Origin of the sequence: Limnobaculum zhutongyuii, assembly GCF_004295645.1 — a bacterium.
In the GTDB taxonomy this organism is placed as follows: Bacteria; Pseudomonadota; Gammaproteobacteria; order Enterobacterales; family Enterobacteriaceae; genus Limnobaculum; species Limnobaculum zhutongyuii.
Genome location: NZ_CP034752.1, coordinates 4,616,385 through 4,631,943 on the forward strand (window position 1 = coordinate 4,616,385; position 15,559 = coordinate 4,631,943).

The 15,559-nt window shown below is 44.5% G+C and carries 15 protein-coding genes and 2 pseudogenes; 5 read left to right on the top strand and 12 right to left on the bottom strand.

From position 1 onward, the window contains the following. Position 1: 1 nt before the first annotated feature. From EKN56_RS20720 to EKN56_RS20730, 3 genes are all read left to right on the top strand, one after another. Positions 2-1,345 carry an MFS transporter gene (locus EKN56_RS20720; RefSeq protein WP_130593526.1) on the top strand — a complete coding sequence of 448 codons (1,344 nt, stop codon included), beginning with the start codon at positions 2-4 and terminating at the stop codon, positions 1,343-1,345. 231 nt (positions 1,346-1,576) lie between these two features. Next, the gene (locus tag EKN56_RS20725; RefSeq protein ID WP_130593527.1) at positions 1,577-2,422 is read left to right on the top strand and encodes an EamA family transporter; all 846 of its coding nucleotides are present in this window, start codon (positions 1,577-1,579) and stop codon (positions 2,420-2,422) included. 322 nt (positions 2,423-2,744) lie between these two features. Then, positions 2,745-4,877 (top strand): OPT family oligopeptide transporter, encoded by a 2,133-nt coding sequence (locus EKN56_RS20730; RefSeq protein ID WP_210405321.1) that lies wholly within the window; start codon positions 2,745-2,747, stop codon positions 4,875-4,877. 80 nt (positions 4,878-4,957) lie between these two features. Here the strand turns inward: EKN56_RS20730 and EKN56_RS20735 are convergent, their stop codons facing one another. Beyond that, positions 4,958-5,359, bottom strand: a complete 402-nt coding sequence (locus EKN56_RS20735; protein WP_130593529.1) for a DUF2628 domain-containing protein — start codon at positions 5,357-5,359, stop codon at positions 4,958-4,960. Positions 5,360-5,595: 236 nt separating this feature from the next. Further along, positions 5,596-6,198: a YdcF family protein gene (locus EKN56_RS20740; protein ID WP_130593530.1), complete on the bottom strand. Its 603-nt coding sequence runs from the start codon at positions 6,196-6,198 to the stop codon at positions 5,596-5,598. Positions 6,199-6,445: 247 nt separating this feature from the next. Here EKN56_RS20740 and EKN56_RS20745 point away from each other — a divergent pair, with 247 nt between their 5' ends. Continuing rightward, on the top strand, positions 6,446-6,718 hold the full coding sequence (locus EKN56_RS20745; protein WP_130593531.1) for a hypothetical protein: 273 nt from the start codon (positions 6,446-6,448) through the stop codon (positions 6,716-6,718). A gap of 11 nt (positions 6,719-6,729) precedes the next feature. Next, positions 6,730-7,065 carry a type II toxin-antitoxin system RelE/ParE family toxin gene (locus tag EKN56_RS20750; protein WP_130593532.1) on the top strand — a complete coding sequence of 112 codons (336 nt, stop codon included), beginning with the start codon at positions 6,730-6,732 and terminating at the stop codon, positions 7,063-7,065. A gap of 81 nt (positions 7,066-7,146) precedes the next feature. Here EKN56_RS20750 and EKN56_RS20755 read toward each other — a convergent pair whose 3' ends face one another. The 10 genes and pseudogenes from EKN56_RS20755 to rpmH form a co-directional block, all read right to left on the bottom strand. Continuing rightward, complete coding sequence (locus tag EKN56_RS20755; protein WP_130593533.1) at positions 7,147-7,446, bottom strand: type II toxin-antitoxin system RelE/ParE family toxin; 300 nt, start codon at positions 7,444-7,446, stop codon at positions 7,147-7,149. Next, complete coding sequence (locus tag EKN56_RS20760) at positions 7,434-7,715, bottom strand: CopG family ribbon-helix-helix protein (protein ID WP_130593534.1); 282 nt, start codon at positions 7,713-7,715, stop codon at positions 7,434-7,436. Before EKN56_RS20760 ends, EKN56_RS20755 begins: the two co-directional genes overlap by 13 nt. Positions 7,716-8,149: 434 nt before the next feature. Further along, positions 8,150-8,384: pseudogene (locus EKN56_RS20765) on the bottom strand (transposase); the annotation flags it as partial. Positions 8,385-8,441: 57 nt separating this feature from the next. Then, positions 8,442-9,236: a PoNe immunity protein domain-containing protein gene (locus EKN56_RS20770; RefSeq protein ID WP_130593535.1), complete on the bottom strand. Its 795-nt coding sequence runs from the start codon at positions 9,234-9,236 to the stop codon at positions 8,442-8,444. A 336-nt stretch (positions 9,237-9,572) separates the two neighbouring features. Next, positions 9,573-10,793: pseudogene (locus tag EKN56_RS20775) on the bottom strand (tyrosine-type recombinase/integrase). A 207-nt stretch (positions 10,794-11,000) separates the two neighbouring features. Further along, entirely contained in the window at positions 11,001-12,365 is a 1,365-nt protein-coding gene (mnmE, locus tag EKN56_RS20780; protein WP_130593536.1) for a tRNA uridine-5-carboxymethylaminomethyl(34) synthesis GTPase MnmE, read from the bottom strand. A 98-nt stretch (positions 12,366-12,463) separates the two neighbouring features. Further along, a complete protein-coding gene (gene yidC / locus EKN56_RS20785; protein WP_130593537.1) occupies positions 12,464-14,128 on the bottom strand; it encodes a membrane protein insertase YidC in 1,665 nt (554 codons plus the stop codon). A 2-nt stretch (positions 14,129-14,130) separates the two neighbouring features. Beyond that, a complete protein-coding gene (gene yidD, locus EKN56_RS20790) occupies positions 14,131-14,391 on the bottom strand; it encodes a membrane protein insertion efficiency factor YidD (RefSeq protein WP_130593538.1) in 261 nt (86 codons plus the stop codon). Continuing rightward, on the bottom strand, positions 14,355-14,720 hold the full coding sequence (gene rnpA / locus EKN56_RS20795) for a ribonuclease P protein component (protein WP_130593539.1): 366 nt from the start codon (positions 14,718-14,720) through the stop codon (positions 14,355-14,357). Before rnpA ends, yidD begins: the two co-directional genes overlap by 37 nt. A gap of 17 nt (positions 14,721-14,737) precedes the next feature. After that, complete coding sequence (gene rpmH, locus EKN56_RS20800) at positions 14,738-14,878, bottom strand: 50S ribosomal protein L34 (protein WP_115458131.1); 141 nt, start codon at positions 14,876-14,878, stop codon at positions 14,738-14,740. Positions 14,879-15,559 lie beyond the last annotated feature (681 nt).

Genomic DNA, 15,559 nt, shown 5'->3' on the forward strand with positions numbered 1-15,559 from the left:
AATGGCAGATACATTAACCTCAACCGCCTCAGAGGAGGTTGCGGTCGCTAAACCGGAAAAGAAGGTTAGCGGTCGACGCGTTATCTTCGCTTCGGCGTTTGGTAATGCTTTAGAGTTTTTTGATTTCGGGGTGTACAACTTCTTCGTGGTGTATATCGGTGTACTGTTTTTCCCTCCGACCAGCGATCCTAATATCGGACTGCTGCTGGCTTTCGCCACCTTCGGCGTTAGCTTTTTTATGCGTCCTTTAGGCGGCATTTTAATTGGTGCTTACGCCGACCGCTTTGGCCGTAAACCGGCGATGGTGTTGACCATTTCATTAATGAGTTTGGGTACCTTACTGATTGGTATTGCTCCCACTTATGCCAGCGCGGGTTATTGGGGAACGATCACACTGGTGCTGGCCCGTTTGATTCAGGGGGTTGCTGCCGGTGGTGAAGTGGGTGCTTCTATGTCAATGCTGGTGGAATCTGCCCCGGCAAATCGCCGTGGTTTCTACAGCAGCTGGGCATTGGCGACTCAAGGTCTGGCAACGACCTTTGGTGGTCTGGTGGCGTTAAGCCTGAGCGCTTATTTACCGGTAATAACCAACTCTCCTGATGTGATGTCTGAATGGGGATGGCGTGTGCCGTTCTTCATTGGTGTGGCTCTGGCACCTATTGGTTGCTGGCTGCGTCTGAGTCTGGAAAATGATATGCCGCATCCAAAGGCAGCTAAAACGCAAGCTGCGGTAGTGCGTGAAAGTGCAGTGAAGTTACTGGGGCAGCATATTCGGGTGATCATTATTGGTATTCTGCTGACCATTGGCAGCACGGTGGCTACCTACATCTCTCTGTACTATTACGGTACCTATGCCGCTAAATACCTGAAGATGGACCAGAACTATGCTTATGCGGCCATGCTGTTAGCCGGCATATTAACCTTTATTGGTGGTCTGTTAGTCGGGATATTAAGTGACCATGTGGGGCGGAAAAAGCTGGTGATGATTTCCCGAACGGTGATCCTGCTGTTGGCCTATCCATCATTCTGGCTGCTGGTGAATTACCCTGAGCCTGCCGTTTTACTCTCAGTAGTGTTTGTGATGGTGTGTTTCACTACGCTGGGAGCGGTGCCGGTAATGTTGGTTATCTCTGAATTACTACCAAAACGTATTCGTGCTTTGGGGTTTGCACTGGTTTACAGCATCGGGGTAGCCATTTTTGGTGGCTTTGCTCAGTTCTTTGCTACTCAGTCGATTGTCTGGTTAGACAGCCTGACTGCGCCTGCATGGTATCTGGGGGGCGCAACGCTGCTGTCCATGCTGGCATTACCATTCTTTAAAGATCCGAAACGTCTGGAAGAGTGATTTACCGAACCGACCGGAATTGAAAAATGATATCCGGTCGGTTCAGTTTTTTGGAATTTTTGTTTATTCCTTTACTCACGCTTTGTTCAACGCGATATAGCTACAACACAGTAGAAACTTCAGCAAAAAGATGATAGTTATCATATTGAAAAATCAATATGATCGTTCGCCTGTATCTGTGTTTTATCCCACAGGCGATATCAATAAAAACTATCATCGGATATTTGCGCCATGACCACCTTTCTATTTCTGTCGGTTCTGACTGCGGCTTTGCTTCATGCCGGATGGAACGCGATGGTCAAATTCGGCAGTGACCGTTTTCTTGGCGTTACTTTAGTCGCGGTATTTTCCGGGGTAGTGGCGTTGATAGGGCTGTTTTTCGTCGATTTTCCTGCCGCAGAATCATTACCGTGGTTAGCGTTATCCATGCTGTTTCATACCGGATATTGTCTGTTTCTCAGCCGGGCCTATGCCAGTGGAGATTTAGGACAGGTTTATCCGATCGCCAGGGGCAGTGCGCCAATGCTGGCGGCATTGTTAAGTTGGATGATTCTCAGTGAAGTTCCACCATTTTTGGGGATGGTTGGCGCTATGCTGCTGGTTAGCGGTGTATTGTTAATGGCGATTTCCGGCAGACGAAGTGCATCAAAGATGAGCGGACAAACATTGCTTTATGCGCTAATTACCGCGATGTTTACCGCATGTTATACCCTATCGGACGGTGCGGGCTCCCGCGCCAGTTTGAATCCGGTATCCTACACCCTGTGGTTGTTTGCCATTAATGGCGTCATCATGGCGTTTATTTTTTATCTGAAATATAAATCTTCCAGCTGGGATAAAATCAAACGGCATTGGCGGCCCGGTACTATTGGCGGCATTATGTCCCTGTTGTCCTATGGCATCGTAATTTGGGCCATGAGTCAGGCGCCTATTGCGTTAGTGGCCGCATTACGTGAAACCAGCGTTTTGTTTGCTATGGTGATCTCGGTTTATTTCCTGAAAGAGCCGCTGAATAAAATGCGCATTCTGGCAGGTCTGGTTATTGTCACCGGTGTGGTAATGACGCGATTAGGCTAACCACCTTTTTGCTTTTTGTTTCATGCTCGCCAAAAAACCAACGCTATGATGATTTTTTAATTCCGATAGTGAATATTGATCTCTGATTTCAATGAAATTATCGCATGAGACGATAGTATTAATTGAATGTTACAAGATTTATATCAATATCCAGTAAGTTATGCTTTCGTTGCTAAAATAATTAGAAGTTACTTTGTCATTATTTCGATATAATCGGCCCATCAAAATATGTACGTTTTGATTTGTCCGATACATATACAGCGTGCCGGAAAGTATCAGGCCGCATAAAAAATAACGAAAGCAAACTAACAGCATGAATTATATGGAAAATACATCACAGATCCGCGAGCTTACGCTGCGCGGAATTATCATTGGTGCGTTGATTACCGTGGTATTCACTGCATCAAACGTCTACTTAGGATTGAAGGTTGGTTTAACCTTTTCATCCGCAATCCCTGCTGCCGTCATTTCAATGGCAGTACTCCGCTTCTTTTCGAAGTCGAATATTTTAGAAAATAACATGGTTCAGACGCAGGCATCCGCTGCCGGTACGCTGTCATCCGTTATTTTTATCCTTCCTGGCCTGCTAATGATCGGCTACTGGAACAGCTTCCCGTTCTGGCAGACGTTATTGATCTGTTCTGCGGGGGGAATGTTAGGGGTGGTGTTCTCCATTCCATTGCGTCATGCGATGGTGGTGAAGAGCAATCTACCGTATCCGGAAGGGGTTGCTGCGGCAGAGATTCTGAAAGCCGGTTGTAATGACTATGTGGATGAGAACGATAAGTTAGTCAGTACCAACGACGGTGTTGGTGCAGATAAAGACAATGGTTTTCGCGATATTCTGTTTGGTGGTTTTATTGCCGCCGCCGTTAGCTTCGCGACCAATGGTTTACGCGTTTTGGCGGACGGCGCCAGCTACTGGTTTACTCAGGGCCGTGCCATTTTCCAGATTCCGTTAGGTTTCTCTTTAGCATTGTTGAGTGCGGGTTATCTGATTGGGATTGCCGCGGGTATTGCCATTCTGGTGGGTTCAATCATTGCCTGGGGCATTGCTATCCCAATTATTAGCTCATTAACCGACAGTGCAGAAGGACTGGCGACGTTAAGTTCCTGGGGTGTTTCAGTGCCTATGGATATCGTCGATAGTGGCTCTATTAGCGCACTGGCGATGACATTGTGGAAAACCAACGTGCGCTTTATTGGTGCCGGTACGTTAGCGATCGCTGCTATCTGGGCTCTGCTGACGCTGGTTAAGCCAATTATTGAAGGCATGAAAACCTCCCTGCGTGCGTTAAATAAAAATAACACAGGGGAAGTTATTCCAAGAACCGAGCTGGATCTGTCGCCGAAGATTGTTTTATTAATCAGCGTAGTGATGTTTTTGGTACTGATTGGAACCTTCTACTCTTTCGTTGCTGATAGCGGTTTATCTGCTACAACGGCCTGGGGTTTAGTGTTTGCTTCCGTTATTTTTGCTTTCCTGATTGGTTTCCTGGTTGCTGCGGCCTGTGGATATATGGCGGGTTTAGTGGGTTCATCTGCCAGTCCAATTTCCGGTATCGGTATTATTGCGATTACGGCCATCTCTTTGCTGCTGTTGTTCTTAGGCGGCCTGAACGGGATGCTGGAAACCGAGCAAGGCACTAACTTTGCGACTGCGTTGGCGATTTTTACCACCAGTGCGGTATTGGCTATTGCGACTATTTCTAACGATAACCTGCAGGATTTGAAAACCGGCTATCTGGTAAAAGCGACGCCATGGCGTCAGCAGGTTGCATTATTGATTGGTTGTATTGTCGGTGCGGCAGTTATCTCTCCGGTGCTTGAGTTGCTGTATAACGCTTATGGCTTTACTGGTGCAACACCGCGTCCGGATATGGACCCAAATCAGGTGCTGGCTGCTCCGCAGGCAACTTTAATGACCACTATTGCCAAAGGTATCTTCTCCCATAAACTGGAGTGGACCATGATCATCACCGGTCTGGTGGTGGGTGCAGTCGCGATTATGATTGATGTGATGCTGGCCAAGAAAGGCAGCAAGCTGCGTATTCCTGCACTGGCTGTAGGTATGGGTATTTACCTGCCACCGGCTATTACCGCTCCGCTGATCATTGGTTCAGTTCTTTCCTGGCTGGTTGCGTCTCAGGTGAAAAAACGTGCTCGGGCACAGAATGGTGATTTCAAAGAGATGTATAAGCCGGTTGAGCGTAAAGGTGCCCTGATTGCCTCTGGTCTGATTGTCGGTGAAAGCTTAGTGGGTGTTGCGCTGGCGGTGCTGATTGTAATCAGTATTAGTAATGGCGGTAGCGATGCGCCTCTGTCTATCAGCTCATGGCTTGAACCGGTCTTCGGTAGTTCCGGCGTGGTTGAACAACTGCTGGGGCTGGCGGTATTCGTGATTGTTTGTATCTTGTTTGTCAAACGCGTGCTGAGTGCACTGAAAACCAAATAAGTTATAACTGAGAGCACTATTAAGCCCATCGATAAGAATCGGTGGGCTTTTTTTATTATGACTAACAGAGAATCACAATATTAAAAAATACCTTCAAACGGGTTCCAGCTATCGCTGCCTTTCACTTCTTTTAGATAGTAGGCGTAATTAGCCGTCATTGACCACATCATGGCGCAAGCTACGTTAATCCCGGTATTTGCACCTTTTGGCAGGTAGGTACCGGTTATCGTTTCAATAACAACGATAATAATGCCAATGCCAATAGCAATACCGAACAACACCAGATTCTTTTTCCACAGGCCTAAAACAAAGAAATAAATAAAGCCGAAAAAGAATGCGATGATATTCATACTGAATAAAATTCTACGCATTGGTTTTTCAGCTTTAATCGCTGCTTTATGTTCAGGCGTTTTTGGTGAACCATGCTGATCAAAGAAAGCAAAACGAGTTTGCCATTTTTCAGAGTATTTACTTCTATCCATTATATTTCTAAGTCCTTGTTATAATTATTTACTAATCATTGACCGACTTACATATATTCAATAAGTCGGACGAAAAATACTATGTTTGAGTTATAAGATATGCAAGTATAAAAATGACTATTAAACAATTGATTATATTTTTTCTAATGCGTGTCATATTATTTTATTTATTAATCAATTGGTTATTATTACTTGTTAAATCTATAGTTATTTAAGGGGACTTCGATATAAATATCTTATTGAGTCATCTTATCGAGCTGTTGCCCCGGATGGTCAAACAAGAATGAGTTTAATAACGCTAATGGTTCACGAAAGAATGCCCGCCTCGTTTCCCGACTTTCTCTTCCTACGGCGGCGGGTAGCCCTGAAATATCTTCAATTCCCGAACGTTTAGCCAGCATAAATGAACGTAACATATGAAAATCGCTGGTAACGATAACCGTTTTACCAAGCTCAGTCAGTGAACGGGAATAGATAAATTGATGAGCGGTGCGGGTAGATTGATCCTCTTCATAGATCCGCTCGCTTTCTATGCCGTTATTGATTAAATAGCTTTGCATTACGCTGGACTCTGTCGCGGTCTCTCTTCCTCCCTGACCACCGCAAACAATGACCTTGGTATTGGGATTTTCTTTTAGATAGGGAATTGCTACGTCTAAACGCTCGCGCAGTGTTAGGCTGGGTCTGGCCGGATTACCAATAACCTGTGCACCAAGAATAATCATTGTGTCGGCACCAGGCTCCGGTTCAATTCCTTTATAGTGAGAGATCAGTACGTTGCCGATAATAAAAAACGGTAACAGGAACGAAAGGCTGTATTTGAGTAGTTTCCCTGCCATTGATGCTATCCATAGTGAAGTATGAGAATCAGAATATTAAACTCGTTATGTGAAGCGTTGGTGAAATGAACCAGATCTTTGATGAAGATTATCTGGGGGTAAAATTAGTAATAAATTTTACCCTCTTTGGTTTTAGGCTATATAATGGAAAGATCAGGTATCAACTAAGATATCGACCACCTAATTTGTTTACCGTGCAATAAAACAGATTAGTGTATCTGGTGCTGGAACAGACGAGGTATGGAAAATGACTACAACCATCTCACAAAAAGCCGCAAGAGAAATGTTGGGAACCCCAGAGAATTTTTCTGGTGGTGTACTGGTAACGAAAAATGGCGTAGCTGAATTATTTATTCAAACAGCCGCGGAACGTGAAGAAGAACTGGTTGCACGCTCTATGGAACGGCAATCGAATGCACTGTTGAAACTGGCTATGCTGGCAAAACAGGATGTTGATAATCAGCGCGTAATGACTCCGGAAGAAGCACTTCGTCGGCGTAAAGAAGCGCGTAATAAATAGTTTGGAATGATATGACTTATCGTCTTTTTATTGCTGAAACGGCATTTCGATCGCTGGAAGTGATTGAGGATTATCAAACCGTTTTGCATGGTGTAGCTGAAGCTCAGAAGCTGGCAGATAACCTACTTAGCTTGTCTGCAAAAGAAATAGCAGAGTCACCATTACGTTATGGTTACAATCATATGGCGACTGATAAGGGATTACGCTTGAGGCAATGGTACGATAAAGAGCAGAAGCATCGGGTACTTTATGAAGTTACTGAAAATAATGAAGTCTATGTTCTGCTGTATATCAGTGTTAAGCAGGATTTAGAGCAGTTATTGTATCAGTTGCTGATTAGCGTTTAATGACCCTGTAAATAATTCTGTGTAACTGCCACCCTATTAAAGGTGATCGCTCAGGGACGATAACCATCTATGTATGTTTAGTTAAAGCGAATATCCAGCTTCTTTCTGGTGGCGAAAGGCTAACACATAAACTCGCTCTTCCTCTTTATGATAACGGTATAATGCAACATAGCCAGAATCACCGAATTTAATCATTAACTCTCGCAGTATCGGTAGTTCAGGAAATGGTCTGCCAATTTCAGGATCGTTTTTCAGTAACTCAAAATGCTGCTCAAGAATTTGACCTGCTTTGATAGCAGCCAGAGTATTCTTGCCTCTTAGAAATTCCCGGCAGCGAACGAGTCCTATTGCTGCTTGTTGAGTAATAATTACTTGTGGCATTCGGGAATATCCGTTTCCGCCTCCGTACCCCAGCCTCGTAACCAAGTTTTTACTTCATCACCAGTCAGATGTAAGCCTGTTTCTTGATACTCTCTCCAGGAATCCAGAGCTTCTTGTTTAAAGCTTTCTTGTGCTTCTTCACGTTCGATATATTCAGTAATCGCTGCCAGCATCAAATAGTGTGGGCTACGATCGCGCGAATCTGCCAGTTTTTTGATGCGTTCTCTAAGCTTATTGTCGATTTTTAGCGTAGTAGTTGATGTAGGCATAGGATCGAATCTCTGATGGAATACTTAGTGTTACCTTTTACCAGTATAGTCAGTGAATAGTATCAGAGCAATAATCGAACAGATTATTGCTCTGAATAAATATCCAAAATATTAAAAAATACCCTCAAATGGATTCCAGACATCGCGGCCTTTTACTTCCTTTAGATAGTAAGCGTCATTAGCCGTAACTGACCACATCAGAAGACAAACAAGATTGATGCCATGAGACAGGCTGGATCGATACAGAAGCTGGAAAATAGAGCTAACTATATAAAATTATTACTCTATTTTTTCTTAGTAGAGTGTCTATGGGGGGATTACCTAATCATGAACGGCCTAATATGGCACTAAAGGGTTATACGCCGATGCAACATATACAACGAGTCATTTAATTCTACTTATAACTCCTGTTAAAAATGGGAGGATTACCTAGTGAGTTTGATATCACCTTCATCACACAGCAGGGTTTTGGATGAGTAGCCATTGCGGGTATTTGAACCGGATTTCGGGGTATTTTTCTCATGACCAAGATGGTCGGTTAACTCCGCATTGATGGCGGTTTCGACCGTGAGCTTAGTTAACATGCGGGAAAACTAGTTGAGGTCAGCTTCTGTTTTTAATGCCTTTAGCTAATTTAGCAGTCAATGCCTTTAGTTTCTTTTCGTCCATAATATACCTGTTTTCTTTGTTAGGATGAACATATCAAAAACAGGCAATTACATAATTTCATTTACAGTCTCTTTTACTATGTGCATAACTCACCATATCTTTAGGATAATAAAGATATTTATATAAAGAGCTATCATCAATATTCTTCAAATAAGCTACTGCCGCTGCGTCAAATGCCCAATAGCCAAAGAACCCACAAATATCAGTGCCTTGATATAAATGCGAGTCAATATATTCACCAACTAATCTCTTCATTCCCTTATACCAACGGTTTAAATAATCATCTAAATGCTTTAATGTCTCTTTTTCTGTCGTTGCCAAAATGGCCTTTAATAATGGTCTTCTAAAAGAGAAAATGCCCGGCGATTTTTCATCTGTTATTGGATAATCAGGTATTTTCATAGCAATTAAAACATCTATTGTTATTTCATCATCAATTGGGCTAATTGCAGAAACAATAGTCTCTAACCAGTCTGTTCTTTCAAATAATATACATAATCCTAATAAGTTAGGTAACAGTTCTTTCTCCGCCATTTTATTATATACATCGATTGTCACCTGAGATTCCTGCCAAACTTTCTCTCCATCTTCATTTACAATAACCAATGATTGGTTTGTATACTGAATGATATTTTCCATGTAAGGAATAAGACTAGTAATAGGCTCACCAACAGTGTAATCAAAACAGAGTTTTTCATATGCAAGTTCAAGAAAGGGTCCCATATAGGGTCTTTTTACCCCTATTTTAGCTTTCTCCATACTTTCAAGTAAATAATTATAACGCTGTAGATAACGATAATAATGTTGTTCTGTTATAAGTTTTTGTCTAATTTTTTGTTCAAATTCTGACATTTATCTTTCTTCTTTTCCACTATGGCCGATTACGCGTTTTCTTTCGCCCATTTTATACAGTAAGTATTTTATCTGTGCAACATTCAAACAATAACGCTAATACTGGCCTGCTGGGCGAACTCTGGAACAGAGTGAATAATTGAAAGGAATTCAGTGAAGAACCGATCATCAGAAAGAAAAAACCTTTATAAAATAACAAGTTTATTTAAATCTGGTGCCCAAACTTGGACAAATGCACCAGCATTTGAACAGCGCCTCTACACTGTTGGGCATTGATAAACTCTAAAAAATGAGCTCGGTGAATAATTGCTCAAGCACCCATTTTCCATATTGTCTTTAATATATTGATTCATATGACTTCCCAAACTTCCCTATAATTACTTTCCGTCCTTCCTCAATCTGCGCATCAACAAAATCAGCCCATGACTGAAGCATCTCTCGACGCTGGTTCAGGTACTCTGCACGGTTGTAGACGCCACGAACACCGCCGATTTTATGAGCAAGGCATTTTTCTACCCAATCTGAGTTGTAGCCTTGTTCATGTAGCAATGTGCTGGCAGTACGCCGGAAGTCGTGGATAACAAAATCCCTAACGTTCAGATCCAGAGTACGCACTGCACAGTTAAGCGTTGTTTTGGAAATTGGCTTCCGGTAATCGTTGCGGCTGGGGAATACATTGGGAGAATCTCCCGCCAGAAATTTTAGCTCTTCGAACATAGCCAATGCCTGCTTTGACAGCGGGACAATATGAGGATTGTCCATTTTCATTCTTTCGCCGGGTATACGCCATTCCAACGCGTTGAAGTTTACTTCACTCCACGTTGCTTCAATCAGCTCCGACTTACGCACCATGCAGATAATCAGTAAGTGCAGGGCCAACTTGTGGCGTTAGTTCATGTTGGAGGTGTAGATCCCTTGTAGCAGGATGCCAATTTCTTCTGCAGTCAGTGCAACATCACGGCTTGAAGCCTGTGCAATGTAGCGTGCCTCAATCGCTGCCGCAGGGTTGTTGAAGATGATTCCCCGGGAAATTGCATAGGCTAGCATTCGCTTCAGCACGTTTCGCACTAACAGAGCGACATGATCGGAACCTCTTTGCTTGATTTTGTCGATCACGACTTGGATATGAACGGTTGTTAACTCTTCAATCTCCAGCTTACCGATGATAGGAACAATGTCTTTTTCGATGATGCGGGTAACGTTGCGCGGGTTTTTGTTATTTTTTTCGACGATCTCAGTCTGCCAGCGTTTAGCGAACGCTTTTGCTGTTGTTGGATCTTTTTGTTTAAGCTTATCTTCCTGCTTTTTCTGTGCAGGGTTAACACCATGGGCAACCATTGAGCGGCATTTTTCACGCCATATGCGAGCCTCAGAAAGAGAGAAGGCTGGATACTCTCCCAAAGTAATTTTTTGCGACTTGTTGTCAAAACGATAGCGAAAACGCCAGATTCTTCGTCCAGAAGGAAGGACTTCAATCACTAGTCCATCATGATCGGCAAGCTGCCAAGGGCGGCTTCTCGGAGTTAGTGTGCGTAGTTTAGTATCTGAAAGAGCCATTTTTCACCTCGACGTTGTGTCCATTGATGTGATTTGAAGCTCAAAAATTGAACAATGACACATGGTAAAAACCACGATGGACACATTAATGGATGCAAAAATGGCGGATGTATATGAACGGCTATAAACGAATATGGACAAAAAAACCTGCATTAACTGATAGTTATTGCAGGTTGTAGACGTTTATGCATGAATACGGACGAAAGGTTACTTGCCGATACAAAAACTCGAAAAAATCCGTCCCAGCAAATCATCAGAAGTAAATTCACCGGTAATTTCGCTGAGCGCCTGTTGCGCCTGGCGAAGCTCTTCTGCCAGCAGCTCTCCTGCGCGAGCGCTTACTAACTGATCCATACCTTGATCAAGATGTTGGGCGGCGGTTTCCAGCGCCTGAAGGTGGCGGCGGCGAGCCAGAAAGCCGCCTTCGGTATTGCTGGTAAAGCCCATACTCTCTTTCAAATGATTACGTAACGCTTCCACACCTTCACCGGTACGAGCTGACAGGCGAATAAGTGAGTGACTGTTTACTTCACTGATACCCAGCGTTTCGCCGGTTAAATCGGCTTTATTACGCACTACGGTAATTGGCAGAGTCTTGGGTAGGCGAGCCATAAACTCTGGCCAGATATGCTCAGGTTCGGTGGCATCGGTGGTGGTGCCATCAACCATAAATAACACCCGATCGGCCTGCTCAATTTCATTCCATGCCCGTTCAATACCGATACGTTCAACTTCATCGCCGGCTTCACGCAGGCCGGCGGTATCGATAATATGCAGCGGCATACCGTCAATGTGGATATGCTCACGCAGCACGTCACGGGTAGTACCGGCAATGTCGGTCACAATAGCGGCTTCACGGCCTGCCAGCGCGTTTAGCAGGCTGGATTTACCGGCATTAGGGCGTCCGGCTATCACCACTTTCATGCCTTCACGCAACAGGCTTCCCTGACGGGCTTCGGCCCTGACACCGTTTAACTCCTCCATGACTTGTTGAAGCTGAGCTTCAATCTTGCCATCGGAAAGAAAATCGATCTCTTCGTCAGGAAAATCGATAGCTGCCTCAACATAGATGCGTAAGTGAGTGAGTGCTTCCACTAATTGGTGGACACGGCTGGAGAAAACGCCCTGCAATGAATTCACCGCTGAACGGGCGGCCTGCTCTGAGCTGGCATCGATTAAATCAGCAATGGCTTCTGCCTGTGCTAAATCCAGCTTACCATTCAAAAACGCGCGTTCAGAAAACTCCCCGGGACGAGCAATACGTACATCTGGCAGGGTCAGAATTCGTTTTAGCAGTAAATCAAGAATGACCGGACCACCATGCCCTTGTAACTCCAGCACATCTTCGCCGGTAAAAGAGTTTGGCCCAGGGAAGTAGAGTGCAATCCCCTGATCGAGAATCGTGCCATCTGCATCTTTGAACGGTACATAGTCCGCATAGCGCGGCTGTGGAATTTTACCCAGCAGCTGCATCGCCACTTCTGCGGCTTGCTTTCCAGAAACCCGAAGTATGCCGACGCCGCCGCGTCCCGGAGGGGTGGCTTGGGCTACGATAGTATCGGTTGTATTCATGATTTGGCTCTCTGAAAAGTGTATTAAGTCATTATATAAAAAAGGCGGTCATGGTGACCGCCTTTTATCAAGCATATTGCTGAGGTCTTACCGTCGCATTAAGCGGTTTTCTTCTCTTTCTTGTCTTTCTTATCGCGACTATGCAGGCCTTTCTTCTCCAGACCACGATAGATCAGTTTCTGCTGGATAATAGTAACCAGGTTACTCACGATATAGTACAGAACCAGACCTGATGGGAACCACAGGAAGAAGACGGTAAAAATAACTGGCATGTAAGTCATGATCTTCTGCTGCATTGGGTCAGTCACCGGCGTTGGTGACATCTTCTGGATCAGGAACATGGTTCCGCCCATTAACAGCGGCAGAATGTAGTACGGATCCTGTGCAGATAAGTCATGAATCCACAGGGCAAACGGCGCATGACGCAGTTCAACGGAGCCCATTAACATGTAATACAACGCCAGGAAGATTGGCATCTGAATGATTAATGGTAAACAACCGCCCAGTGGGTTAACTTTTTCTTCTTTATACAGCGCCATCATTTCCTGACTCATGCGCTGTTTGTCATCACCAATACGCTCACGCATTGCCTGCAGTTTCGGCTGTAACAGCTTCATCTTGGCCATGGAGGTGTATTGAGCCTTTGTCAGCGGGTACATGATACCACGCACGATAAAGGTGATAACAATGATGGAGAAGCCCCAGTTACCGACAAAGCCCTGAATAAATTTCAGTAACTTAAACAGTGGCTGAGAGATAAACCATAACCAACCGTAATCAACCGTCAGGTCTAAGTGTTCAGCAACGGCAGCCATTTGGTTCTGAATTTCAGGACCAACCCACAGTTGAGCACCAAGCTGTTCAGATGCGCCTGGCTGAATAATGACCGGTGCATTTCTGAAGCTGATAGATGACTGACCATCATCACCATGGGTGGTAAAGAATGTGCTTTGGCTATCGCGATTTGGGATCCAGGCAGTAGCAAAATATTGCTGCAGCATAGCAACCCAGCCACCTTTGGTATCGAGTTTCAGGTTCTCATCGGCGATGTCATCAAAACTGTATTTCTTATATTTGTTGTCATCCGAAGAGTACGCTGCGCCACGATAGGTATGCAGTGCAAAGTTGTTGCTACCATTGTCACGTGCTTTTGGCAGCTTAGCGGTTTGCTTTAACTGACCAAACAGCACAACATCCATTGGTTGCTGACTGGTATTGTTCACGATGTAGTTAACGTTCACTACATACTCACCACGTTTAAACACGAAGGTTTTGGTGTATTTCACACCATTGCTGTCGGTATAAGTCATTGGAACAGCAAGTTCGTTTTGACCATCAGCCAGCTCAAACACGTCTTGTGTAGTGGTATAAAGCGGACGAGGACCGTTGGCCGGGTTGTCCGGACCATTTTTACCTACCAGACCACTAAGTGCCTGATAAGCAAAGTCAGGTGCTTTTTCCAGCAGTCTGAACGGTTGCTTTGAACCTAAAGTATCAGGGTAAGCTGACAGGTCGGCTTCCTGAATATCACCACCGCGGGTGTTGATAGTCATAGAAAGAACGTCAGTTTTCACCGTGATAAGACCGCCTTCACCTGCAGCCAGTTCTGACTGAGTGGAGCCGGCAGATCCAGCAGTGGTAGTCGCAGTGGTTTTCTGCGCCGTTGGTGCTGGCTGTGGTGCATTATCTGTTTCCCATGCCTGCCAAATCAAAAAAGTGACAAACAGCAGGGCGACAAGAAGAAGATTACGTTGAGAATCCATTATTAATGTTCTCTATTATGGTCAGTATTGTTAGGCGGAACTGGATCATCACCACCCGCATGTAAAGGATGGCATTTTAATACGCGTTTGATTGTCAACCAACTACCTTTCACTACGCCAAACCTGCTCAATGCCTCAATTCCGTATTGAGAACAGGTAGGACGAAACCGGCAATGTGGCCCAATTAACGGGCTGATTACCAGTTGATAACCCCGAATCAACATAATCAAGATGCGGGAACCAGCCGACAATGACGACGCCATAACTTATCCAATGTTTCTGTCAGCGCGCAATTATCCAGATCGGCAATACCTTTTTTGGCGATTACAATAAAATCCATGGAGGGGAGATCATGTTGACGTGTACGAAAACTTTCGCGGGTGAGGCGTTTAATTCGGTTACGTTCATGAGCTCGTTTCACGTATTTTTTTGCAACAGTAAGACCAAGGCGCGGGTGACCCAGCGTATTTAGTCGGCCAAGAATGGTGATTTGAGGACTACCGGCTCGTTGCGGTTGCTGAAAAACAAATGTGAAAGTACTGGGAGTTAACAAACGTAACTCCCTAGGGAATGCTAGCTTAAGCTTAACCACACAGATGGTTAACTCGATTAACCGGCAACAGTTAAACGAGCACGGCCTTTAGCACGACGACGAGCCAGAACCTGGCGGCCGTTTTTAGTTGCCATACGTGCGCGGAAACCGTGGCTACGGTTACGCTTTAATACGGACGGTTGAAAAGTGCGTTTCATGGCGATCTCTACCTAAATCTTAATTATTACTGTCAATGCGTTTGGCTACCCGACGTGAAAACGACCGACGCCTCAATCACAATGTACAAAGAGGCGGGATTGTAATAATTGTACAGCCCCGAGTCAATTCAGAACGCTTATCTCTGCTTAAAAACTCGTAGTTACTACTACGATCTTCAGTTTTTCGGCCTTTTTCGTCCTCTTGCTTCACCTTTTTATTAAAAAGTTAACGCAGGATTTGGGAAAGCGATAAACCTAAAGAGCGAGAAGCGCCACAAGTAGGGCTGAGGATTATACGTACTCCCTAAAAAATCGCAAGGATCGTGAATAGATCCTTTTCATCTATATGGGATCGTGATGGCGATCGTTGGTCTGTCGCCTTTATGCATAAGGTTATCCACAGCAAGAGTAAAAACCACATATTTCAGTGACCTCTTTTCCAATGAGTTGCTGGAACAGGCCCATCTTTACTATTTTTTATCAGTAGTTTTTGATCTAAGTGACAACTTATCCTATTTATTCAGGTACACTCCTCAAAGCCTGTGGATAAAGTGACGATCTTCTGCATGGAAAGGAAGATCTCAGCGCTACTTTACGCTATCATATGTCGATACCGATGATTTGATCCTAGCCACAGGATCGAGAGTAACACTGGTTTCCGTCGGACAATTTTACCCGTTG